The following is a 22,873-nucleotide window of genomic DNA, read 5'->3' on the forward strand; positions in this document are numbered from 1 at the left end:
CGGACCTCTCCGATGAGACACCTCCTGGCAGTCGCCGCCGGACTGGCCGTCCTCGCCGCGTCCGCCTGCTCCGCGCCCACCCCGCCCCGCTCCGCCGCCCCCTCGGCCACACCCACCGGCCCCGCCACCCTGCCCGCCCCCACCGGCCCCCATCCGGTCGGCACCATCGCCCTGTACCCGAAGGACACCTCCCGCCCCGACCCCTGGAACCTCGACGCCAAAGCCAGAGAGCTCAAGATCACCCTGTGGTACCCGACCAAGCAGAAGGACGGGCAGCGGGCGCCGTACATGACCCCGAAGGAATCGGAGCTCCTCCTGAAGGGCAAGAGGAGCGCGGGCGTGCCGGACGACACGCTGAGCAAGACCCGAACCAACGCGATCAAGGACGCCGAACCTGCGGGCCGCAAGCTTCCGCTGGTGGTGCTCTCCCCCGGCTTCACCAATCCGATGAGCACGCTCACCTCCCTGGCCGAGGAACTGGCCAGCCGCGGATACATGGTGGCCGGGATCGACCACACTTACGAGAGCCACGCCACGACCCTCGCCGGCGGGCGGGTCGCGGAGTGCCTGGCCTGTGACAGCGACACCGACACGGGCTTCGGCACGGGGGTGGTCGCGGGCCGGGCGGCCGACGTCTCGTTCGTGCTCGACTGGCTGCCGTCGCAGTGGGAGGGTTCCGACGTGATCGACCGGTCCAGAATCGCCATGGTGGGCCAGTCGATGGGCGGGGCGAGCGCCTTGGCGGCCATGGTGAAGGACTCCCGGGTGCGGGCCGGGATCGACATGGACGGCACCACCTACGCGCGGATCCCCAAGAGCGGATTCTCCCGGCCGTTCATGTTCCTGGGCTCGGCGCAGCATGTCACCGGAGGCCGCGACACTTCGTGGGACCGCGACTGGAAGCTGCTGACCGGGTGGAAGCGGTGGCTCGTGGTGACCGGCGCGGAACACTCGTCCTTCACCGACGCCCCGCTGCTGGCGGGCGCCCTCGGCATCAAACCCGCCTACGGCATCCTGCCCGCGGCGCGCGTCGCCGAGCTCACCCGCACGTACGTGGCGGCCTTCCTCGACCAGCACCTGAAATCGCAACGGCAGCCCCTCCTGGACAAGCCGTCCTCACGCTACCCCGAGGTCAAATTCTGCCCCGCGACCTGCGGCCAATCCTGAGACCCGTCGCGGGGTCTGTGGTTTTGTGCTGTTCTGGATGGGGTTTGACCTAGCCGACGCCCTTTACATTGTAGATTTCCACCGGCGCTAACCCCAGGTGAGCGGGTCGAGGTGGAGGTAGAAGCGCTCGCGGTCACGGTCGAGGACGACGCCGTACCGCTCGGCGAACCTCTCGTCCGCCAAGCTCGCCTCCCGCTCGTCGGGCCACGTCTCCCGCGCGCCGGCGAGCAGGAGCGCGATGTCGGCGTAGGGGTCGGCCCGTCCGAGGCGGCCGAGGTCGATGAAGCCCGCCACGTCCAGGGTCTCCGGGTCGAGGATGATGTTGGGCAGGCACAGGTCGCCGTGGCAGACGACCGTCTCGGCGGCCTCCTGTGCGCGGCGGTGCTCCAGCTGGGGTTCGAGGCGGGCGAGCAGTTCGCCGGCGGGCGTGTCCCGCTGTTCTTCCGGGAGGAACTCGGGGTTGACCGCGCCCCGCGCGACGACGTCGCGGGCCATGGCGAACATCCGTGTGAGATCCCGCGCGAACGGGCACCCGCGGGCGGGCAGGTCGTGCAGGCGGCGTACGGCATCCGCGATCTTCTCCCAGGCCGCCCGCAGCTCCGCGGCCGGGACCCGATCGGCGGGGACGCCCGCGACGGCGCTGGTCACCAGGTAGGCGCCGTCGGCCGTGGCGCGCCAGTCGAGGACGCGAGGGCCCGGAACGCCCTGCGTGCCCAGCCACTCGACGCGGTCCCGCTCCTCCTCCAGCGGGGTCACGGAACCGGCGGGGACGCACTTGGCGTATCGGGTGCCGTCCTCGGAGCGGAAGACATCGGCCCCGGACTCGCCGCCGGTGACGGGGATCCATCCGTCCCCGTCGCGGCCGTCGTACAGCAGCGCCCGCAAGGCCGATGTCGAGTCGATCATGTGAACCACCCTAGCCGCCGGGTCCGACCGTGAAGCCCGCCTCCCCCTCACTGGGGAGGGGCCTGCCTCTTGCGGGGGTGCCCGGACACCCCCGCCGGCCGCGAGGCTCCTGCCATGCGTCTACACATCGAGGTCCGTACGCTCGTGCTGGTGCGCCGCGTCGCCGGGTTCGGCGCGGCGGCGGCGATGTCCCTCTACCTGCTGGTCAAGCTGGTCTGGATCGCCGCCGAGGTGTGGCAGGGCACAGCCCAGTGGGTGCTGCTCAACGCGATCACGGTGGTGATGGCGCTGGCCGGCGTCGCACTGGGCCTGGCGCTGGCCCAGTCGTGGGGGACGCGGCTGCCGGACTGGCTGGTGCTGCCGCTCGGGTGGGTCGCCGGCGGCTTCCTGGTTTCCATGATCCCGTACATGATCGTCGCCGGCCTGGTGGCGCCGAGCGCGCCCGAGCCGGCGGCCACCACGCCGGCCTGGGAGAGCGCGCTCATCGGCGTCGGGTTCGCGGGCATGGCGGTGGCGCTGGTCGTGGGCCTGCCGCTCTTCCTGCGTGAACGATGGCCCCGCGCCTTCACCGGGCGGGTGGGCCGGGAACGAGCGGACGGCCGCTTCCTTTGGGTGTTGCCGCCGCTCGTGGTGCTCACCACAACCTGGATCTCCTGGGCCGCCGGCAGCACCTACGGGCTGCTCACGGTGTGCGACACCCAGGGCAGGCTCCTCATGGCCAACAGCGCGCTGTGCGCGGCGGGCGCCGGTTGGAGCCTGTGGGCGCTCGGCCCGTGGGGCAGCGGGCGGACGCCGGTGTGGCTGCCCATGGCCGTGGGGTTCGTCGCCTCCGGGTCGTTGTTCTCATGGGGAGCGTGGCGGCTGGCGTGGCTGGTGGCCGGAACGTACCAGCCGGTCGAACTTCACGGGGTGGCCGTGGTCGAGCACTGCGTCGCCGTGGTCACGGGCCTCGCCGTCCTGCCGGCGTTGTCGCAGGCGTACAGGCGCCGGTTGGGTCAGGGGGCTTGGACGAGCGGTTGCAGCACCGTGAGGCCGTAGGACTCGGCCGGTGACGGCGGGGCGGCCTCCGGTGCGGTGCGGCGGAACGTGGTCGGCGCCATCCCGTAGATCGCGCGGAACCGGCGGGAGAAGTGGTACGCGTCCGCGAAGCCGCACTGCGCGGCTATCGCCCGCATGGACAGGTTGCTCTGCCACAGCAGCGGTTCGGCCCTGGTCAGGCGGAGGAGTTCGAGGGCGGCGACCGGACCGACCCCGAACGTGCGGCGGAACGTCCGGCACAGCGTGCTCGGCGAGACCCGGGCGGCCGAGGCGAGCTCCCGCATCGGGACCGGCCTGGCCACCCCGTCGGACCAGTGCTCGCGCACCGCGCGCAGCATCGCGGTCACCGGTGACGGCAGGACCGACGGCGTGCGCTGCGCCGGCGCCGGATCGGCCAGGAACGTCAGCACCAGCAGGCGCAGCGTCTCGCAGGCCTGGACCCGCCACCGCGGCGGGCACTCGGCGCCCAGCCAGAGCAGATACTGGCACAGGGCGCCCATCGGGTCGTGCCGTCCGGTCAGGTCCCGTACCAGCGGCCAGTCGGCCGGCACCTGACCCGTGAGCGTGAAATGCACGTACGCGTGCCGGGTCGGGGTGCGGGGATCCCAGCGGAACGCGTCACGCATGCCCGGCCGGATGAGCAGCAGCTTTCCCGGGGTCAGCGACAGCGCGACGTCGTCCCACAGCCAGGTGGCACTGCCGCGGAGCAGCCAGACGAACTGGTACGACCTGGCCTCCCGCGGGCCGAACGTCGAGCCGGGCGGATAGTCCGCGACGCTCGGCTCGAGCCGGGCCACCAGATCGACGGAGATCGTCATCTGTCACAGCCGCCGTCGCGATTCGGGCGGATCCGCGGCCGGCGCACGTCCTGGAGCCCTTTGTAGGCGTACGGGTCGGTGCCGGCGACGAGGACGACGTCCCGGAAGTCCGCCTGCGCCATGCCCGTCCCCTCCGCCGGGACGGCCCAGGGCAGCAGGGATTCGGCGCTCATGTAGTGGTTGACCAGCGCCCGCCGGTAGCCCCGCCGTCCGGTGTTGGGCAGCGACTTGTGCAACAGGTAGCCGTTGAACACCACAACGGTCCCCGCCGCGACCTCGACGGGCACCGCGTCGGAGTCGTCGAACGGGAAGCCGTAGGACTCCACCGTGCAGTCGTAGCGGGGGTCGTCGTGCTCGCGGTTCGGGTAGAGCACGCCGCGCCGGTGCGATCCGGGCAGCACCCAGAGGCACCCGTTCTCCACGGTGGCGTCGTCGAGCGCGATCCAGGCCGCCGCGAGCGAACGGTCGCGGGTCGGGATGAACAGCTCGTCCTGGTGCCAGGCCTGCCCCGGCTCACCCTCGGGCTTGATGAACAACATCGACTGCATCGCCTTGACGTTCGGGCCGATCAGCGAGGTCAGCGCCGAGACGATCGCCGGATGGCGCATCGTGTCGAGCATCAGGCCGGACAGCTTGTGCGGGTAGTGGACGCACAGGAACCTGCGCAGCACGTCGTCGTCGCTGTCGGCGTCCCCGGCGGGGAGCGCGCCGCTGATGTCGCCGAGCTCGCCCCGGCAGATGCGGACGGCCTCTTCGAGCAGCTCGCCCACCTCGCCGGGGTCGAGGGCGCGGTCGAGGACGAGGTAGCCGTCGCGCTCGTACGGGGCCTTCAGGTCGGGGTTCGTCATCGCCCCATCATCACCATCGCGGCCCGGTCCCGGCCATGGCCCGATCACGCATCCGGATGGCGAATCGTGTCATCCGCCGACGCCACCTGGGACGAAGAGGCGTCGGCGTAGCGGCGGGCCAGGTGCGCGAAGGCGTCCTTGAGCGCGGCAGGGCCGACGACCTCGATGCCGGCGTCGAACCTGCCGACGCTCGCGGCCAGCCCGACCCAGGACCAGGACCCCAGGATGAGCCGGCACCGGTCCGGACCGAGCTCCTCGACGACCCCGTCGTGGACGTAGGGGGAGACGGCGGCGGCCGGCAGGCCGAGGATGACCTCGCCGCGGCAGGGCCAGTCGCCGGAGCCGCCGGAGCCCCGGAACCGATCGGCCACGAAGGCGGCCACCCCTCCCCCGGGCAGCTCGCGCGCCGCGAAACGGGGCCCCGTGGGGACGCGCGGCGCGATCCGGTCGGCCCGGAAGGTACGCCAGTCCTCCCGGTCGAGATCCCATGCCACGAGATACCAGCGCCCGCCCCAGGTGACGAGGTGGTGGGGCTCCACGCGGCGCGGCGGGCCGCCGTCGTCGCCTCCTGGCGTGGCGTAGTCGAAACGCAGCACCTCCCGGGCACGTACGGCGGCGCCGACGGACACCAGCACCCCGCTGTCGACCTGGGGATCCGGCGCGTACCGCTCGACGGCGGTGATCTGGAGGGCGTCGATGCGGTGGCGCAGCCGTGCGGGCATGACCTGCCGGACGGTGGTCAGCGCACGGGCCGCGGCCTCCTCGATGCCGGCGCCGGTCGTGGTGGCGGCCTGGAGCGCGATGGCCAGGGCGACGGCCTGCTCGTCGTCGAACAGCAGCGGCGGCAGCCGCGTACCGGCGTCGAGCCGATAACCGCCCTCGGGACCCTTGGTGGCCACGATCGGATAGCCGAGCTCACGCAGCCGGTCGACATCGCGGCGCACGGTGCGCGGGCTGATGCCGAGGCGCTCGGCCAGCAGCGCTCCCGGCCAGTCCCGGGGAGCCTGGAGCAGCGAGAGCAACGACAGCAGCCGAGCCGAGGTTTTCTGCACCCGTCCAGTATCGCGCGGAGAAGAGGCCACAACCTGACCGCTACCCCTGGAATTGTGGTCGGCGACCGGGAAGACGACCGACAAAGGAGCACATCATGTCCGTGAACACCGTGACCCATCTGAACTTCCGCGGAGACGCCCGGGCGGCGCTCGCGTTCTACCAGTCCGTGTTCGGCGGGGACCTGGCCGTGGTCACCTACAAGGACGCCGGCAACGTCCAGGAGCCGTCCGAGGCCGACCAGGTCATGTGGGGCCAGGTGAGCGCCGCCGGCGGATTCGAGGTCATGGCCTACGACGTGCCCTCGCGCCTGCCGTACGGCCGGGGAGAGAACGCGTTCTTCGTCTCGGTGCGCGGCGAGACGGCCGAGGAGATCACCGCGTACTGGGAGAAGCTGTCCGACGGGGCGACCGTGCTGCAGCCTCTGGGGCCCGCGCAGTGGGCCCCGCTGTACGGGATGCTGACGGACCGGTTCGGCGTGACCTGGGTCATCGACGTCGCCGCCCAGTACTGATCAGCACAGAACGCGTTGCGGCAGGATGATCGCATGACTGTGCTCGACATCCGGACACTCAACCGCGCGACGCTGGCGCGGCAGCTACTGCTTGACCGCGCCGACTTACCGGTGCGGGACGCCGTCGCGCACCTGTGCGGCCTGCAGGCGCAGGAACCGCAGGAGCCGTTCGTGGGGCTCTGGTCGCGGCTGCGCGCGTTCGAACCGGCGGCGCTCTCGGACCTGCTGACCGGGCGGCACCTGGTGCGGACCATTCTCATGCGCCGCACCGTCCACCTCCTCACCGCGGAGGACGCCCTGGCCTGGCGCGCCCGCCACGACGCCATGCTGCGCCAGCGCATGCTCGGGACCTACCGCCGCGAGCTCGACGGGGTGGACCTCGACGAGCTCCTGGCGGCGGGCCGGGCGGTGATGGCCGACGGGGAGCCCCGCTCGATGGGCGAGATCGGGCGGGCGGTCGCCGAGCGCTGGCCGGCGCCGGGACCGCGCGTGCTGGGCGAGATGCTGGTCGCCGCCCTCATCCCGATGGTGCAGCTGCCGCCGCGCGGGCTGTGGCGGACGAAGGCGGGCGTGAGCAACGCGCTGCTGTCCTCCTGGCTCGGGCGGGAGATCGACCCGCCCGCCGCGAACGGCTCGGACCCGGTCGGCGAGGCGCTGGTGCGGCGCTACCTGGCCGCCTACGGCCCGGCGGCCTCGGCCGACCTGCGCGCCTGGTGCGGCCTGGCCGGGCTGCCGGGCGCCGTGGCCGCGGTACGCCCCGAGCTCGTCTCCTTCCGCGACGAGCGCGGCCGGGAGCTGCTGGACCTGCCCGACGCGCCGCGTCCCGACCCCGGCACGCCCGCGCCGGTGCGGTTCCTGCCCGCCTTCGACAACGCGATCCTCGGCTACCACGACCGCGGCCGGATCATCGACGACGCCCACCGCGGCCTGTCGGTCGCCGGCGCCCGCGTGGTCCTGGTCGACGGCCGGGTCCGCGCGACCTGGGCCGTCGAGGACGGCACGGTGGCCGTCACCCCGCTGGGCCACCTGTCCGGAGCCGACCGCGACGCCGTCGGCGAGCAGGGGCGGGCGCTGGCGGCGTTCCTGTCCGACGGCGACAGCCACCGCGTGCGGATCGGCAACGGCTGAGGTCACCAGCCCGGCGGTCGCGTCACCCCATGATGACCGTGAGGTCGAACGTGCCCTGGTGCGGGATGCGGAGGGCGTGGAAGCGGCGGGCGCCGTCGCGGAAGTAGCGCACGCTGCCGGCCGCCAGGGTCGCCTGCAAAGGGGTGTTCCAGCGCAGGCGGATCGTGGTGCGGCCCCTGCGGAGGTCGAACCCGTCGGCGGTGGCGGTGGTCGTGCCGCCGAACGCCGCCCGGGTGCCGTCGGTGAAGGTGAGGACGTCCGTGGGGTGCAGGACGAGGGGGATCTGCTCGGTGGCGGCGGCGTTCGCCGTGACCGTGCGCCGGATCGTCCGGCGGGTGACCAGGACGTCCGTGGTGACGTTCGCGTTGCCGTAGCGGATGCCGAGGGCGGCGGGGGCCCGGCCGCCGCTCCACTCGCGGCCGCCTGGGGCGCCGTGGAAGTAGGTGGCGGGCAGGGAGCCGTTGGAGTCGGGCGCCTGGCCGGGGAAGACGGTGGACCAGCAGGCGTAGTTGTTGTCGTTGAGGCCGCAGATGATCGTGCCGGCGTCGGGGTGCCACAGGAAGGTCAGGCCGGTACGGCTGCGGGAGGCGCGCGTGCCGAAGTAGCCGCCCAGGTACAGGCCGGGCTTGCGGACGTACAGGAAGTCCTGGCTACCGTCCCTGCGCAGCTCGGCGAAGTCGTTCGAGCGCAGGTAGGGCAGGTCCGCGATGGCCTCGGCCCGCTGCCGCCTGCTGGGGAACCGCTCGCCGTACAGGCCGTGGGTGAGGATGCGGGGCGAGGTGTCCTGCTTGGCGAGCGGCGTCACCGGCTCGGTGGAGGCCGCCCAGGCCGTACGGGCCTCGGCCAGGTCCTCGCGGGCGGTCATGAAGGCCGACAGCAGCGGCACCTGGCGGGTGAACGTCCAGTTGAGCGCGGTCCTGTCGGGGTCGGGCCGGACCTCGTCGTACCAGCGGGCGCTGGTGCGGGTGGAGGGGGCGACGTTGACCAGGTATCCGGCGCCGTCGGGCTCGCGCAGCAGGTTGTAGGACAGGAAGCCGGTGAACGCGCGGGCCATGTCCACCAGGTGCGCGTCCTGGCTGTGGAGGTAGGCGTCGGCCAGCTCGGGGAGCATGACCTCGAAGTTGTAGTTCATGTCGTGGCCGCCCTCCTCGTAGAAGAAGCCGGCGGGGCTCTGGCCGACCGCGGGGAGCCGGGCGAACGCCTCGGTCAGGCGGGTGGCGAGCGCGGGGTCGGGGTCGAGCTGGAGCGCGTGCGTGGCCCCTGCCAGGCCCGAGGTGGTCTGGTTCGCCCAGGTGAGGCGATCTTGCCAGACGACCCGGTTGCCGGCGTCCAGGAACCACGTCATGGCCTTGCGCAACGCGGCGGTGAGCTGCGCCTGCCGGGCGGGCAGCGCCCCGGACGCGCGCAGGAGGCGCAGGGTCTTGGCCAGGTAGCCGAGGCCGAACCCGGTGGGGGCCAGGCCGTGCTGGTCGCGGCTGTACTCGGGGAAGGAGCCGTCGGGGTGCTGGAGTGACAGGTAGTGTCCGAGCGCCGCGTCGAGCGCGGCCAGCAGGCTCGCGTCCCCGGCGTACGGGTTCCACGGGCGGGCGTTGGCGTGGAACCAGGCCAGCGTGAAGACGTGCTCCTGCACGCGGGCGTTGTACGACGCCGCCGGCGTACGCCACCAGCCGCCGGCGAAGAAGCCGCTGCCGTCCATGTCGTTGACCATGGGCGCGAGGGTGGCCAGGTACGGCGCGAAGCGCTGCTCGTGGGGGGCGAACGACGTGCGGTCCACAGCCGGCGGCAGGGAGGGGATGGCGGCGAAGGCGGTGCCGGGCGCGAGCACGGGGACGGCCGGGAGCAGCGCGGCGGCGCGGAGCAGGGTGCGGCGGGAGAGCATGGTCAGCCTTTCAGACCGGTGTGCGCGAGCCCCTCGATGAACTGCCGCTGGGCCAGCACGAAGACGACCAGGATGGGCAGGGCCGTCATCGTGGCGGCGGACAGCTGCACGTTCCACAGGGGCGAGCCGTAGGCGTCGACGAACTGGGTGAGCGCCTGCGGCAGGGTGAACTTCGACGGGGTCGACAGGAACACGATGGGTTCGAGATAGAGGTTCCACGAGTGCAGGAAGGTGAAGATGGCGACGGCACCGAGCGCGGACCTGGACAGCGGCAACGCCACCCGGCAGAAGGTGCCGAAGCGGCCGAGCCCGTCGACCCTGGCGGCCTCCTCCAGCTCGTCCGGCAGCGTGATGAAGAACTGCCGCATGATGAACGTCGCCAGCACGCTGGGCGCGCCCAGGATCGGCACCAGGATCAGCGGCCAGTGCGTGTCGGTCATCCCCGCCGCGTGGAACATCTGGAACAGCGGGACGATCGTCACCTCGCTGGGGATCAGCAGGCCGACGAGCACGACCAGGAAGAGCACGTTCTGGCCGGGGAAGCGGATGCGGGCGAAGGCGTAGCCGGCCATCGCGGCCACCGCCATCGTCCCGACGGTCACCACCGCGGCGATGTAGAGGCTGTTGAGGTACTGCTGCCCGAACGGCTGCAGCTCGAAGACCCGGCTGTAGGTGGAGAAGTCGAACCTGGAGGGCACCAGCGCGGGCGGGAAGGCGAAGATGTCGCTGATCGGCTTCACCGACGAGGTGACCATCCACCAGGTCGGGAAGACGAACGGCACGCACAACACGCACAGCAGCGCGTACAACGCGAGCTTGACCCTACGACTCATGGAAGACCCACCTCCGGCGCAGCCGCCACTGCAGCAACGTCAGCGCCGCGACGATCAGGAACAGCAGGACCGACAGGGTGGCGCCGTAGCCGAGGTGCCGGAACTGGAAGGCCTGCTGGTACAGGTAGTAGACGAGGACAGTCGTGGACATACCGGGCCCGCCCTGGGTGAGCACGGCGATCTGCGCGAACACCTGCAGCGACCCCACCACGGTGATGATCGAGGTGAGCAGGATCGTCGGGCTGATCAGGGGCACCGTGATGCGCAGGAACCGGGTCCAGGCGCCGGCGCCGTCGAGCTGCGCCGCCTCGTACAGCTGGCGCGGCACGCCCTGGAGCGCGGCCAGGAACAGGACCATGTTGAGCCCCACGTTCTTGACGACCTGGACGACGACGACCGACAGCAGGGCGGTGGTCTCGCCGCGCAGCCAGTTGGGGCCGTCCACGCCCGCCGCGCCGAGCAGGCCGTTGATGCCGCCGTCCTGCTGGAGCAGGAACTGCCAGACGATGGTCCAGGCGACCAGCGACACCAGCACCGGTGAGAAGAACAGTGTGCGGAAGAACGTGGTGCCGCGCAGCCGCTGGTCGAGCAGGATGGCCAGGGTGAGGGCGAGGGCGAGGTTGAGCACGACCAGGCCGACCGAGAAGAGCGCGGTGCTGGTCAGCACCTGCCCCATGTTCGGGTCGGCGAGCAGCTTGGCGTAGTTCTCGCCCCCGACGAACTCGAACGTGCCCGCCAGCACGTTCCACTCCTGGAGGCTGTAGTAGACGACCAGGCCGAGCGGCAGCAGGACGAACAGCGCGCTTCCGACGAGTTGCGGCGAGATCAGCAGGTAACCGACGAGGGCGTCGCGCCGGGGGATGGTCCAGAAGTGGCGGGGCCGGGCGGCGGCGCGGTCAGCCACCCGGTTGCCGAGATCCGTCACCGCCACGTCATCCGCCCAGCAGCGGCTGGATCTTCGCGCACACGCCGTCCAGCACCGCCTTGACGTCGGCGTCCGGCTTCCACAGCGGGTCGAGTGCGGCCCTGGCGGTCTGGGCGAGCTCGGCCTGCCCCTTGTGGCTGGGCTTGACCACGCCCTTCTCGATGCCGTCGATCACCACCTTCTGGAGCTGATCGCCGTTCAGCAGGGGGCTGGTCTTGGCCATGGTGTCGGCCGTCAGCAGGGAGGTACGCGCGGGCGGGAAGTACGCGGCGAGCTTGGCGGAGTTCGCGGAGTCGGTGAAGTAGGCCAGGAAGTCGGCGGCCTGCGCGGCCCTCGGCGACTTCTTCAGCACGCCGATCCCGGCCTGGCCGATGACCGCGTACTCGCCCTTCGGCCCGGCGGGCAGCGGCACCAGGTCCCACTTGAACGTCGCGTCCTTCAGCATGGCGGCGCGGGAGATCTGGGCCACGGCCATCGCCGTGTCGCCGGAGAAGAAGTCCACGGCGGTGCCCGGCCCCGGCATGGACTTGTCGGTGAAGATCGCCTTGTGCATGAACGTCATGGCTTCGACCATCTCGGGCGCGTTGAACTGGCATGTGCCGCCGTCGTCGCTCCACGCCTTGGCGCCCCAGCCCTGCCAGACGGTGGCGAGATTGTCCCAGGCCTTGTAGTCGAAGTTGAGGATGGTCAGGCCGTTCTTGCCCTCCGCCGCCACGGCCTTGTTGATCTCGTTGGCGTGCTCCCAGTCCCACTGACCGGCCTTGATCAGCTCGCGCGGCGCCTTCTGGCCCGCGGCCTTGACCAGGTCGGTGTTGACGAAGACGCCGAAAGGCGAGGTGGAGAACGGGTAGGCGTACAGCTCGCCGTCGCGCTCCCACAGCCGGGTGGCGGCGGGGACCAGCTCGGCCGCGTTCTCGACCTTGCTCTTGAGCGGGACGAGGGCGCCGGAGCCGACGAAGTCGGGGGCGGAGTTCTCGAGGATCCAGGCCAGGTCGGGGGCGTTGCCGCCGGCGATCTGCGTGGTCAGCGTGGTGGTGTAGTTCTCGAACGGGATCGGGTCGAAGGTGATCTCGCCGACCTGCGGGTGGGACTTGCGGTATTCGGCGGCGATCTCCTTGAACAGCTTCAGGTGGGCCTCATTGGAGGTCCAGATCGACATGCGCAGCGGCTGCGGGCCCTGCGCGGCCGGCGCTTCACCGCCGCCACAGGCGGTGACCGTAAGGAGGGCGGCCAGCGCGAGGGCAGCCAGGGGTGCTTTCATGGGGGATCTCCTTCTGGCGTCAGTAGCCGGTGACGTCGGGCCAGCGCAGCTCCACGCCGTCGCGGACGAGCCGGTCCTGGTAGTCGGCCAGGAGCCGGCCGTCCGCGCGCACGGCGTGCGGCGTGGTGGCGCGGTCCAGGCAGAAGGCGGCGAGCGCGCCGGCCGCCTCCCCGACGTTCCACTCCACCGGGTGCAGGCGGTAGGCGCCGTTGGTGATGTGGGTGGTGCCGATGTTCTTGCAGGCGGGCAGCAGGTTGCTCATCCGCTGCGGGATCAGCGCCCCGAGAGGGATCTCGAACGGGGAGCAGGCGACGTCGATGTAGTTGTCGCCGCCGGTCGACGGGTGCAGGTCGATGCGGTACATGCCCACGCCCACCGAGTCGTGATAGGAGACGGCGCCCTTGTCGCCGCGTACCGCCACGGACAGGTCCTGTTCGGTGACGGTGGTCAGGGCCCGGACGCGCCGGGACTCGCGGATGTAGGGGGCCTGGGCGAGCCCGTCGGCGCCGCCGGTGACGTCGCCGCGCAGCCGCAGGCCCGGGTAGCCGGTGCCGCCGTCGTGGCGGGGGGCCTCGGTCTGCAGCCAGTACAGCACCGACATCGACAGCTCGCGGGCGGCCGCCAGGTGCCGGTCGGCGTCCGGCACGTCGATGACCGGCCCCTCCAGGTAGTCGATCATCGGCCAGTTGACCAGCGCGATGTCGCTGTCGTACGCGCCCGGCAGGAAGTTGTCGCGGGCGGCGATCCTGCGGAACGTCCACAGGTTGCCGTCGCCCGGGTTGACCCGCTGGTCGGCCGCCACCAGGCGGGGGTCGTCACCCGGGTTCGGGGTGAAGGAACGCTCCACGATCTCCAGCGTCCGCGGGCTCGGGCAGCGCCACGACAGCAGCCGGTCGCCCCAGAAGGGCGGCTGGTAGGCGCGCCAGAAGTCGTACGACGCGGGCTTGTCGACGGTGTGGTCACCGTCCACGTGGTCGATCGCGAAGCACACGGACACGGCCTGCATGTTCATCGGCTGCGCCGCCGCCGGGGCGCTCGGCTCGCCGGTGTCGGCCTGCGACTCGAAGCCGGTCACGTACTCGGTGCCGGTCAGCGGAAGCAGCTCGCCGGTCTCGGTGGCGTCCAGCACGTACGGCGCCACCGCGGTGATCTCGTCGCCCCCGTCGCGGTGCGCGAGCCGCACCGCCGTGACGCGGTCGCCGTCCACCTCGGCCCCGACCGGCCGGTACGGCTGGAGCACGCGCAGCCTGCCCGATCCCCGGTACGGGGCCAGCATGGCCTCGATGACCGCGACCGCGACCCTGGGCTCGTGGCACAACTTGCTGACGTGCCCGGCGCCCGGGTTCAGCTCCGGCCACGCCCGCGCCCGCTCGGTCAGCGGGTAATGGTCGCGGTAGTAGCGCCGGATGCCGTCACGCAGCGCGCGGTAGCTCGCCGTGACGCCGAACCGCTCCACCCAGGTGTGCTCGTCCGGCGGCACCGCCTGGCTGGTGAGCTGGCCGCCCAGCCAGTCGTACTCCTCGGTGAGCACCACCGATCGCCCGGCCCGCAGCAGGGCCAGCGCGGCGGCCACGCCGCCCAGCCCACCGCCGACGACGAGCGCGTCTGCCGATATCTCAACCACGTGGGGGATTACCTCTCCTCATGTACGGGTGCCAGCGTCGATCCCTCGACCAGCTCGCACACCAGCAGTTCCTGCGGGATGCCGCCGCGTTCCAGCACCTGGGTGAGCAGCTCGACGGCCCTGCGGCCCATCTCCCGCCGGGGGATGCGGAGCCCGGAGAAGTCGATGTCGGTCGACACCGGCCTGGTGGGCGCGCCCATCGCGACCATGGACAGGTCGCGCGGCACGTCCAGCCCGCGAGCCTCGGCGGCCTCGGCGATGGCCACGCCGTCGGCCAGCTCCTCGGCGAACACCACGGTCGCGCCGCAGTCGAACAGCCCGTCCGCGGTGGTCAGGTGCAGCCCCTCGACACCGGTCGCGGCCACCCCTTCGGTGAAACCGCGAAACCGGTCGGCGTAGGACTCCGGGCCCTCCCCCGCCCCGACGTAGGCCATCCGCCGGTGCCCGAGCGCCGCCGCCCGCTCGACCAGCGCGCGCACCGCCGGCGGGTAGTCCGCCCCGACGTACGGCACCGGACCGCCCGCGTCGTCGCGGCGGCCGACCGAGACGAACGGAATGCCTTCGGACAGCAGCCTGGACAGATCCTCCCGGTCGATCGTCCGGCCGAGCAGGACGCATCCGTCGGCCAGCCGGATCCGGCTCTCCGCGCTGAAGATCCGCCGCCGCTCCCCCTGCTGCACCTTGGCGCTGGTGAACAGCAGCAGGTCGCAGCCCGCCTCCTCGACGCACTCCTCGATCCCGACCAGGAACGGGTGATAGAAGTCGGCGCTCTCCGCGGGGAAGACGGCCTCGTAGGTGAACACGCCGTAGATGCGGTTGCGCCGTTCGACGAGCCGGCGCGCGGCGGGGTCGGCCACGTACCCGGTCTCCCTGATCACCTGAAGGACCCGATCGCGGGTTTCGGGCGAGATCCGTACCTCGCCCTCGGCCCTTCCGTTGAGCACCAGGGACACCGTCGTCTGGCTCACTCCAGCCATGCGCGCGATGTCCTGCTGCGTCAGCCGCCGCCCTGAAGCAGTCACAGTGCGTATCACCCGTCGTTTCGGTAATGCGTATTAGTTCGGTCATTCTGAGACCGGGCGCAACCGGGCGTCAAGAGATAATCGCTGAGTAATTCGTATTATCAGCTGGTACAACTTCCTCCGGGCATGGCAACCTACAGTGACGCCGAGGGCGACGGCGAGCCGAAGGCATTGCCGGCCGCACGGCGCCCATCGCCTGTCGTGACCAGGATCGGAGGGCATGTTGACCATCCATCAATCAGGCCGGGACTCACGTCCGCTCACCCGACGCGGCGTGTTACGCGGCGCCGCGACGCTGGGCGCCGCGACCACCGCCGGCCTCGTCGCCCGGCCCGCCACCGCCGGGACCGCCGCCCAGCCGGCGGGTATGCCGGTGTTCCGGTACGTACGGGACGCTCTCGCCCTCCCCCTGCACTACAACCGCACCGGGGAGTTCATCTTCCCCTGCATCAGAGGGGTGTACGACAAGCTCGGCAACCCGCGCTCGCGCTACTACCTCTACTACGCCCCCCATGAGAACCCCGGCGGCATCTGCGTGGCCTTCAGCGACACCCTGGAGGGCCCGTTCCACGACTACAGCGGCAACCCGATCATCGACAGGTACCTGCCCACCACCACGGTCAGCCACGTGTCCTCGCCGCACGTCACCTGGGACGCCGCCACGAAGCAGTTCTTCTGCTACTTCCACGGCGAGAACTTCACCACCCGCGTGGCCCGCTCCACCGACGGCATCACCTTCACCGACGAGACCCCCATCCTGAGCACCCGCCTGGTGTCCGGCACCTCCGAGACCTCCTACGCCCGGGTCTTCGAGCATTCCCTTCCGGGCCGCGGCAACAAGTACGTCATGGTCTTCATGGGCGTGAAGAACGGCCGCCGCCTCTTCTACGGCTGGTCCCCCAACGGCTGGGACGGCTGGCAGTTCAGCCAGCAGCCGCTGGTCAACCCCGAACCCGACGGCGTGACCGACATCTCGGGCCCGGCCCTGGTCAAGCGCAACGGCACCACGTACGTCGCGTACCACGGCAACGACGGCAACATGCGCATCACCGAGGTCGGCAACGCCTTCGACAAGGAGGTCCACCTCGGCGTCTTCCACTCGCCGATCGCCTCGGACAACGGCCGCGTGGCCGCGCCCTCGTTCGGCACCCAGGGCGGGGTCGAGTTCATGTTCTACGAGGCCGGGCCCCGGCTGCAGGCTCGCATCTGCATCGCCCGCGCCGTTCCCGCCTGACCTGCCCGCACGTCCGGGCACCCTCTTGCCCGTCGACGACCTCGCTGTCAGGCCGGGCCCCCGGAGCGACCCGGCCTGACAGCGACGCCCGCCTCCTCCTCACCGAACACCTCGCGATCGCCCGGTGCCGAGTGCGGCGCGATCCGTGGGCGTGCCACCTCCGCACGCTCGGTCCTGTCGCTGGGCGCGGGCTGCCCCGGGGCCGCCGCTACCGGCCCGCCGCGGGGAGGAGGGCGTCGACGAGCAGGTCCAGGAGCCGGCCGGTCTGCTCGGGGGTATCGCGGGCCGCCGTGGCGAGAAAGATGCCCAGGAGCATCGTGGTGACCTCGTCCGGGTCGACGTCCGCACGGAGTGAACCCGTTTCGGCGCCCTTGGCGAGGATCATCGCGATCGCGGCGGTGATGCGTTCCCTGGTGGTGGAGGTCGGGATGCGGCCCGAGGCCTGGCCGGCGCGCAGCGCGTCGGCCATCCCGCGTTTCACCGCGCTGAACGCCGCGTACCGCTCCATCCAGGCGCGCAGCGCGATCTGCGGCGGGAACCGTTCGAGCAGGGCGGGGGCGCTCGTGGCGATGTCGTCGAGCTCGGCGGCGTAGACCGCCTCCACCAGCGCTTCGCGGGTGGGGAAATGGCGATAGAGGGTGCCGATCCCGACACCCGCCTCACGGGCGATGCTTTCGAGCGGGACGGTGTCGTCGGCCGCCGCGAAGGCGGTCCGGGCGACGGCGATGAGCGTGTCCCGGTTGCGCTGGGCGTGGGCACGCAGCGGGCGCTGTGTCGCGGCCGGCCGCTCGGCGGAGGTGCCGGCGGACGCCGATTCGGGCGAACTCAAAGCGGAGGAACCTCCGGTATTGCTCTATAGTCAGTCAGAGATAGCGGAGGATCCTCCGCTATCTCTGACATCCTACGTGGACGGGATCCTCATGGCCCCCAGCAACCCCCATTCCGACGAACAGCAGGTCAACGCCCTTCGGCCCGGCGGCACCGCGCCGTTCGCCGGACGTACCGTCTCCCGCGTCGGCTACGGCACCGCACAGCTCGAACGCCTGCACCACGACCGCGACACGGCACTGGCGCTCCTGCGCCGCGCGATCGACCTCGGCGTCGACCACATCGACACCGCCCAGTTCTACGGCAACGGCTTCGCCAACGAGCTCCTGCGTGAAGCGATCCGGCCGCAGGACGACGTCATGGTCGTCAGCAAGGTCGGCGCCGACCCCAACCCCGGCGGCCCGATCCCACTGCGCCCCGCACAGCGACCCGAAGAACTCCGCGCCAGCGTCGAGGACAATCTCATCAGCCTCGGCCTGGAGCAGATCCCGGTCGTGAACCTGCGCCGCCTGGACGCCGGCCCCGGACTACGGGCCACAGGCGACCAGGCGGTCGACCTCGACGACCAGCTCGCCGTGATGACGGCGATGCGCGACGAGGGCAAGATCGGCGCGATCGGGCTGGGCAGCGTCACCCTCGACGGGCTGCGCCGGGCGATCCCCGCCGGCATCGCCTGCGTACAGAACGCCTACAGCCTCGTCACCCGCGACGACGAAGCCCTGCTCCAGCTGTGCCAGGCCGAGGGGATCGCCTGGGTCCCGTTCTTCCCCCTCGGCGGCGCCTTCCCCCAGATGCCGAAGGTGACCGACGAGGCGGCCGTCCTCACCGCGGCGGCGTCCCTCGACCGCACACCCTCACAGGTCGGCCTCGCCTGGCTGCTGCACCACGCCCCCCACGTCCTGCTCATCCCCGGCACTTCAAGCATCAAGCACCTCGAAGAGAACATCGCCGCCGCCACGATCACCTTCGACCGCGCCACGCTCAACACGCTCGACGCCGTCCCCTCCCGCTCGGCAGAGGTCCCGCTCGGCTGATCCCCGCTTGAGGCTGCTGCCAGGCCCGGCGCAGGGTTTGGCGCACCAGCGACCGTGGAGCGCCTGCCATGGGAGGACCACGACGGACCCGACTCCGCCGAAGCCGGCTCAGCCGCGCGCGACGTAGCCGCCGTCGACCGGCAGGGTGACCCCGGTGATATAGCTCGACCGCGGGGAGGCGAGGAAGAGGATCGCTTCGGCGACCTCCTCCGGACGGCCGAGGCGGCCGAGCGGGTTGCCCGTACGCCCCCACTCCTCGAACATCTCTTCACCGAGGGCCTTCACCACGTTGTCGGTCCTGGTGTTGCCAGGGGCGACGGAGTTGACCCGCACCCCGCGATCGCCGAACTCGGCGGCCCAAGAGCGAGTGAGGGCGTCGAGAGCAGCCTTCGTCGCCCCGTACGCGGCGGCGTCCGGGATGCCTTGAAGAGCGGCGATCGAGCTGACATTGACGATGCTGCCGGCTCCCTTGGCTCCCATCCTCGGCGCGAGGGCGGCGGTCAGGAAGAACGGCCCCCGTACGTTGGTGTCGAACACCTGCATGAACGACTCCAGATCCTGCTTCGGGGTCGGCATGAAGGGGTAGACGCCCGCGTTGTTGACCAGGATGTCGACGTCGCCGGCCTCGTCGGCAAGCCGCTGCAGCGCGTCCAGGTCGTTGAGATCCGTGGGAACGGCACGAGCCCTGCCACCCGCGGCCTCGATCTCCGCGACCGTCTCGGTGAGGCGATCGGCGCTGCGACCGGCGACGATGACGAAGGCCCCCTCGCGGGCGAGCGCCAGCGCGGTCGCCCGGCCGATGCCCGAGCCGCCTCCGGTCACCAGCGCCGCCTGGTTCTGAAGTTCCATGATCGAGCCCTTGATCAGTGAGATGCCGACCTGAGGCCGCTCCAACGCGGACCAGGACCGCGATCACACCCTCTGCTGGTCATCAGCGCGGCGCCGGACCGAATATCCCCCTAGCCACGATACACGCGACGTCCGACGACCTACCCGGGGTGAAGGCGCCAAGGCCGGGTCCGATGCGGCGGTGGCCCTGCTGCGCTTGAGTGGGGTGTTTTCTTGCTCGGGGAGGTTTGCCCGCGTCCGACGCCTTTACAATGTAGATTCGTTCTGCGCAGGGGGACGCGCGCCCTGCCCCCGTCTGGACGGACCGGCCCAGGCGGCATGACGTGGAATCGGGGCAGACCGGCAGTCTGCGGAACCTGACGTTTGTCACATGGGGCTGGCTGACGCACGGCACTATGGCCGCGCCCCTGCCTCGCTCATGCTGAACGCATGGGAATCGCGCTGGAACTCAAGGCTGTGAGCAGGCGTTACGGCACCACCGTCGCGCTCGACGGTGTGGATCTGGACGTGGAACAAGGGCAGACGGTCGCCGTGCTGGGACCCAACGGGGCGGGCAAGACAACCATGCTGTCCATCGCCCTGGGACTCCTCCCTCCCGACAAGGGAACGGCCAGGGTGTTCGGTCGTCCGCCCACCGAGGCCCTCCAGAAAGGCGAAGTCGGAGCGTTGCTGCAGGATGCCGGGCTGCTGGACGACGTGCGGGTGGCGGAGCTGGTGGCCGCGGTGGCCGGGATGTACCCGCACCCGATGCCGGTCGAGCGGGTGATGCACGCTGCGGGCGTACAGGAGCTCGCCGGGCGGCGGGTCGGACGGCTGTCCGGTGGACAGCAGCAACGGGTACGGTTCGCTCTGGCGCTGGCCGGGGATCCGAAGTTGCTCGTCCTCGACGAACCCACCGTGGGCCTGGACGTGGAGAGCCGCCGCGCCCTCTGGCAAGAGGTACGCGCCCGGACAGCGGAGGGCCGCACGGTGGTGTTCGCCACCCATTACCTCACCGAGGCCGACGACTACGCCGACCGGATCGTGCTGCTGGCGGACGGCAAGATCGTGGCGGACGGACCGGTCGAAGCCATCAAATCCCTGGTCGGCGGTACGGAGATCCGCTTCAGTACCGACAGCGCCGAGATGAGCCGGTTCGAAGGGCTGCCCGCCGTTCGCCAGGTGCGCATCGAGGGACGCACGGTCGCCCTGCGTACAGGCGACTCCGACGCCACCTTGCGCGCCCTGCTCGCGACGTCCGACGAGTTCGACGACGTCAGGGACGTACGCACGGAGAGCACTGATCTGGAGAGCGCCTTCGTGAGCCTGACGGGAGGGCAGGAGCGATGAGGTCGTACCTGAGCCTGGAGCTGCGGCGCGGTTTCCGGAACCCCGCCGGGCTGGTCCTGCTGACCGGCTTCCCGGTGGCTCTCTACCTGCTGTGGACCAAGGTGCTGAACGTGGTGCCGCAGGAGCAGCAGGGTGACTTCGCCGCCGCCACCATGGTGTCGATGGCCACGTACGGCTCGATGGGCGGCGCGCTGTTCATCGGCGGGGCCATCGCGCTGGAGCGCAGCAAGGGCTGGGCGCGGCAGCTCGCGGTCACGCCGCTGCCGGCGAACGGCTATGTGGTGGCCAAGCTGGTCAGCGGGGCGACCGGAGTGCTGCCGAGCATCGTCGTCGTCCTGGCCGCGGGCGCGCTGTTCGCCGGGGTACGCCTGCCGTTGTGGACCTGGCCGACCCTGGTGGTGTTGATCTGGCTGGGTGTCATGCCCTTCGCCGCCCTGGGCATCGCCTTCGGCTACACGCTCAAGGGACAGGCCGCGAACCTGGCCATGATGGCGGTCTACTTCGGCCTGTCCATCCTGGGCGGGCTGTGGCTGCCCATACAGCTGATGCCCGAGGGCATGCGGGTGCTGGCCGAATACAGCCCGGCCTATCAGGCGGGTTCGCTCGGCTGGCAGGCGCTGGAGGGCGAGTGGCCCACCGGGACAGCGGTCGGCGTGCTGGCCGCCTGGACCCTGCTGTTCGCCGCGCTGGCCGTCTGGCGCTACCGTCGGGCTCTGTGAAGGTGGGCATGGCGCCGAGGGAATTCGGCCGGGGCCGCCGGGCGGTCCGGGCCGGGGCCCTGGCGTGGCTGCTGTTGCTGGGCTGGCCGCTCTGGTCGCTGCTGGAGTCGGAGCCGAGGGTCGGGCGGGTGGTGTGGGCGTTCGGGGCGGTGGCGGTGTTCGCGGCCTGCTGGGTGACCGTCATGTGGCGGATGTTCAGCGGTTGGAGGTCGCTGCTGCCTGCCGTGGCCGGGCTGATCGTCGCGACGCTGGCCCTGCTTCCGGTGCTCGGGCCGCCCTGGGCGTACGTCTCGTTCGTGTTCGTTGTCAGCGCGCTGGCCACCTCGCTGGAGGGTGTCGCGTTCGCCGTCGCGACGGCGGTGACCGCGGGCGTGGAGGTGGTCGCGCTGAGGACGCACGGGATCTCGTTCGGGGGGATCTGGTGGGTGCCGGTCGCCATCGCGGCGCAGGCGGCCGCGGTGGACAGCATCAAGCGGATGGGGATGCTGCTGGCCCGGCTGGACGCGGCCCGCGCCGAGGTGGCGCAGCTGGCGGTGGAGAACGAACGGCTGCGCTTCGCCAGGGACCTGCACGACATCCTGGGTCACACGCTGACCTCGATCATCATCAGGAGCCAACTCGCCGCCCGGCTGACCCGTACCGACCCAGAGCGGGCGGCACGCGAGATGACCGACATGGAACAGGTCGCCCGCCAGGCACTGGACGAGGTACGGCACGCGGTCGCCGGCTATCGCGCGCCGGCGCTGTCGGAGGAACTGGACAAGGCAGCGCGCGAGCTGCGGCTGGCCGGCATCGAGCTCAAGGTCTCCCCCGCCGACGGGCCCATTCCCGCCGCTACCGAAACCCTGCTCGCGTGGGTCGTACGGGAGGCCGCGACCAACGTGCTGCGCCACAGCCGGGCCCGGCACTGCTGGATGGACTTGCGCGTGGACGCGGGAACGGCCAGCGTCGAGGTCCACGATGACGGATCACCGGTCGGCGGGATCCGTGCCGGCATCACGACCGGCGAGCGGACGGTCGCCACATCGACGCCGAGCAGGGCCACCGGCCCGGGCGCGGACCGGGCGGAGCTTTCCGGACAGCGCGAGGGCAACGGGCTGACCGGACTGGCCGAGCGGGTCGCGCAGGCCGGCGGACTGCTGGAGGTCGGCAGACCGGCCGACGGCGGCTACCGTCTCTACGCCCGTGTCCCGCTGGCTGACGCGTCATGATCCGGGTGCTGATCGCGGATGACCAGGACCTGGTCCGGGGAGGTCTGGCTGCGCTGCTCGGGCTGGAGGACGACATCGAGGTGGTCGCCGAGGTGGGGCGCGGCGACGAGGTCGTGGCCGCGGTGGCAGAGCACGACCCCGACGTCATCCTGCTCGACATCGAGATGCCGGGCCTGTCGGGGCTGGAGGTCGCCGCACGCCTGCGCGACCGAAAGGTGATCATCGTGACCACCTTCGGCAGGCCCGGCTACCTGGACAGGGCACTGGACGCCGGCGTGGCCGGATTCGTGGTGAAGGACGCTCCGGTCACGGAGCTGACGGCGGCCGTGCGACGGGTGCTGGCGGGTGAGCGAGTGCTCGACCCCAAACTGGCCGTCACGGCCCTGACCGTCGGCCCGAGCCCCCTGACCCAGCGGGAGGCCGAAGTGCTACGCGCCGCCTCCGACGGCTCCACCGTGGCCGACATCGCCCGCCGGCTGTTCCTCACCGACGGCACCGTACGCAACTACCTGTCCTCGGCCATCGGCAAGACCGAAGCCCGCAACCGCGCCGAGGCCGTCCACGTGGCCGAGTCCCGCGGCTGGCTGTAATCGGCGACCAGCTGATTCGTCGGGTCCGCCGGCGTCCGGCGGGCGGCATCGTGGAGAGCCCTCCTG

Annotated in this window: 22 protein-coding genes; 10 read left to right on the plus strand and 12 right to left on the minus strand. The window is 71.3% G+C overall.

The genetic code is table 11. The annotated features are described in order from the left end of the window. The first annotated feature begins 12 nt into the window (after positions 1 to 12). Positions 13 to 1,167: an alpha/beta hydrolase family protein gene (locus tag ACWDRB_RS56405; protein ID WP_449909188.1), complete on the plus strand. Its 1,155-nt coding sequence runs from the start codon at positions 13 to 15 to the stop codon at positions 1,165 to 1,167. An 87-nt stretch (positions 1,168 to 1,254) separates the two neighbouring features. Here ACWDRB_RS56405 and ACWDRB_RS56410 read toward each other — a convergent pair whose 3' ends face one another. After that, on the minus strand, positions 1,255 to 2,073 hold the full coding sequence (locus ACWDRB_RS56410; RefSeq protein WP_449909191.1) for an APH(3'') family aminoglycoside O-phosphotransferase: 819 nt from the start codon (positions 2,071 to 2,073) through the stop codon (positions 1,255 to 1,257). 114 nt (positions 2,074 to 2,187) lie between these two features. Between ACWDRB_RS56410 and ACWDRB_RS56415 the strand changes: the two genes are divergently transcribed. After that, the gene (locus ACWDRB_RS56415) at positions 2,188 to 3,111 is read left to right on the plus strand and encodes a hypothetical protein (RefSeq protein ID WP_449909194.1); all 924 of its coding nucleotides are present in this window, start codon (positions 2,188 to 2,190) and stop codon (positions 3,109 to 3,111) included. On the opposite strand, the gene ACWDRB_RS56420 is transcribed toward ACWDRB_RS56415, so the two are convergent. From ACWDRB_RS56420 to ACWDRB_RS56430, 3 genes are read right to left on the minus strand one after another with little or no spacing between them, the layout of a single operon-like run. Continuing rightward, positions 3,069 to 3,929, minus strand: coding sequence for a helix-turn-helix domain-containing protein (locus ACWDRB_RS56420; protein WP_449909196.1), 861 nt, complete (start codon positions 3,927 to 3,929; stop codon positions 3,069 to 3,071). The genes ACWDRB_RS56415 and ACWDRB_RS56420 overlap by 43 nt on opposite strands. Then, entirely contained in the window at positions 3,926 to 4,777 is an 852-nt protein-coding gene (locus ACWDRB_RS56425) for a phytanoyl-CoA dioxygenase family protein (protein ID WP_449909198.1), read from the minus strand. Before ACWDRB_RS56425 ends, ACWDRB_RS56420 begins: the two co-directional genes overlap by 4 nt. Before the next feature lie 44 nt (positions 4,778 to 4,821). After that, the gene (locus tag ACWDRB_RS56430; protein ID WP_449909201.1) at positions 4,822 to 5,829 is read right to left on the minus strand and encodes a helix-turn-helix transcriptional regulator; all 1,008 of its coding nucleotides are present in this window, start codon (positions 5,827 to 5,829) and stop codon (positions 4,822 to 4,824) included. Positions 5,830 to 5,924: 95 nt separating this feature from the next. On the opposite strand from ACWDRB_RS56430, the gene ACWDRB_RS56435 reads away from it, so the two are divergent. Both ACWDRB_RS56435 and ACWDRB_RS56440 read left to right on the plus strand, forming a co-directional pair. Next, entirely contained in the window at positions 5,925 to 6,341 is a 417-nt protein-coding gene (locus ACWDRB_RS56435) for a VOC family protein (RefSeq protein ID WP_449909204.1), read from the plus strand. A gap of 33 nt (positions 6,342 to 6,374) precedes the next feature. Continuing rightward, on the plus strand, positions 6,375 to 7,469 hold the full coding sequence (locus tag ACWDRB_RS56440) for a winged helix DNA-binding domain-containing protein (protein ID WP_449909206.1): 1,095 nt from the start codon (positions 6,375 to 6,377) through the stop codon (positions 7,467 to 7,469). Between the two features lie 22 nt (positions 7,470 to 7,491). On the opposite strand, the gene ACWDRB_RS56445 is transcribed toward ACWDRB_RS56440, so the two are convergent. Genes ACWDRB_RS56445 through ACWDRB_RS56470 form a run of 6 tightly spaced genes read right to left on the minus strand, consistent with a single transcriptional unit; the run spans position 7,492 to position 15,013 of the window. Further along, positions 7,492 to 9,348 (minus strand): hypothetical protein, encoded by a 1,857-nt coding sequence (locus ACWDRB_RS56445; RefSeq protein WP_449909209.1) that lies wholly within the window; start codon positions 9,346 to 9,348, stop codon positions 7,492 to 7,494. 2 nt (positions 9,349 to 9,350) lie between these two features. Next, entirely contained in the window at positions 9,351 to 10,181 is an 831-nt protein-coding gene (locus ACWDRB_RS56450) for a carbohydrate ABC transporter permease (RefSeq protein ID WP_449909212.1), read from the minus strand. Continuing rightward, the gene (locus ACWDRB_RS56455) at positions 10,171 to 11,112 is read right to left on the minus strand and encodes a carbohydrate ABC transporter permease (protein WP_449909215.1); all 942 of its coding nucleotides are present in this window, start codon (positions 11,110 to 11,112) and stop codon (positions 10,171 to 10,173) included. The genes ACWDRB_RS56450 and ACWDRB_RS56455 overlap by 11 nt, the downstream gene beginning before the upstream one ends. 1 nt (position 11,113) lies before the next feature. Continuing rightward, positions 11,114 to 12,367 carry an ABC transporter substrate-binding protein gene (locus ACWDRB_RS56460; RefSeq protein ID WP_449909218.1) on the minus strand — a complete coding sequence of 418 codons (1,254 nt, stop codon included), beginning with the start codon at positions 12,365 to 12,367 and terminating at the stop codon, positions 11,114 to 11,116. Positions 12,368 to 12,386: 19 nt separating this feature from the next. Continuing rightward, positions 12,387 to 13,991: an FAD-dependent oxidoreductase gene (locus ACWDRB_RS56465; RefSeq protein ID WP_363967923.1), complete on the minus strand. Its 1,605-nt coding sequence runs from the start codon at positions 13,989 to 13,991 to the stop codon at positions 12,387 to 12,389. Positions 13,992 to 13,999: 8 nt separating this feature from the next. Beyond that, entirely contained in the window at positions 14,000 to 15,013 is a 1,014-nt protein-coding gene (locus ACWDRB_RS56470) for a LacI family DNA-binding transcriptional regulator (protein WP_350742018.1), read from the minus strand. Between the two features lie 274 nt (positions 15,014 to 15,287). Between ACWDRB_RS56470 and ACWDRB_RS56475 the strand changes: the two genes are divergently transcribed. Further along, a complete protein-coding gene (locus ACWDRB_RS56475) occupies positions 15,288 to 16,247 on the plus strand; it encodes a hypothetical protein (protein WP_449909222.1) in 960 nt (319 codons plus the stop codon). Positions 16,248 to 16,455: 208 nt separating this feature from the next. On the opposite strand, the gene ACWDRB_RS56480 is transcribed toward ACWDRB_RS56475, so the two are convergent. Beyond that, positions 16,456 to 17,076: a TetR/AcrR family transcriptional regulator gene (locus ACWDRB_RS56480; protein WP_449909225.1), complete on the minus strand. Its 621-nt coding sequence runs from the start codon at positions 17,074 to 17,076 to the stop codon at positions 16,456 to 16,458. A 76-nt stretch (positions 17,077 to 17,152) separates the two neighbouring features. Between ACWDRB_RS56480 and ACWDRB_RS56485 the strand changes: the two genes are divergently transcribed. Next, positions 17,153 to 18,109 (plus strand): aldo/keto reductase, encoded by a 957-nt coding sequence (locus tag ACWDRB_RS56485; RefSeq protein WP_449909228.1) that lies wholly within the window; start codon positions 17,153 to 17,155, stop codon positions 18,107 to 18,109. A 108-nt stretch (positions 18,110 to 18,217) separates the two neighbouring features. Here the strand turns inward: ACWDRB_RS56485 and ACWDRB_RS56490 are convergent, their stop codons facing one another. Continuing rightward, positions 18,218 to 18,958, minus strand: coding sequence for an SDR family NAD(P)-dependent oxidoreductase (locus tag ACWDRB_RS56490; protein WP_449909231.1), 741 nt, complete (start codon positions 18,956 to 18,958; stop codon positions 18,218 to 18,220). A gap of 429 nt (positions 18,959 to 19,387) precedes the next feature. On the opposite strand from ACWDRB_RS56490, the gene ACWDRB_RS56495 reads away from it, so the two are divergent. Genes ACWDRB_RS56495 through ACWDRB_RS56510 form a run of 4 tightly spaced genes read left to right on the plus strand, consistent with a single transcriptional unit; the run spans position 19,388 to position 22,807 of the window. Then, a complete protein-coding gene (locus tag ACWDRB_RS56495; protein ID WP_449909234.1) occupies positions 19,388 to 20,287 on the plus strand; it encodes an ABC transporter ATP-binding protein in 900 nt (299 codons plus the stop codon). Further along, positions 20,284 to 21,006: an ABC transporter permease gene (locus ACWDRB_RS56500; RefSeq protein ID WP_449909237.1), complete on the plus strand. Its 723-nt coding sequence runs from the start codon at positions 20,284 to 20,286 to the stop codon at positions 21,004 to 21,006. Before ACWDRB_RS56495 ends, ACWDRB_RS56500 begins: the two co-directional genes overlap by 4 nt. Positions 21,007 to 21,014: 8 nt before the next feature. Beyond that, the gene (locus tag ACWDRB_RS56505) at positions 21,015 to 22,217 is read left to right on the plus strand and encodes a sensor histidine kinase (protein WP_449909239.1); all 1,203 of its coding nucleotides are present in this window, start codon (positions 21,015 to 21,017) and stop codon (positions 22,215 to 22,217) included. Then, positions 22,214 to 22,807, plus strand: a complete 594-nt coding sequence (locus ACWDRB_RS56510) for a response regulator (protein ID WP_449909241.1) — start codon at positions 22,214 to 22,216, stop codon at positions 22,805 to 22,807. Before ACWDRB_RS56505 ends, ACWDRB_RS56510 begins: the two co-directional genes overlap by 4 nt. The last annotated feature ends 66 nt before the right edge of the window (positions 22,808 to 22,873 follow it).

This window comes from Nonomuraea sp. NPDC003707 (assembly GCF_053587055.1).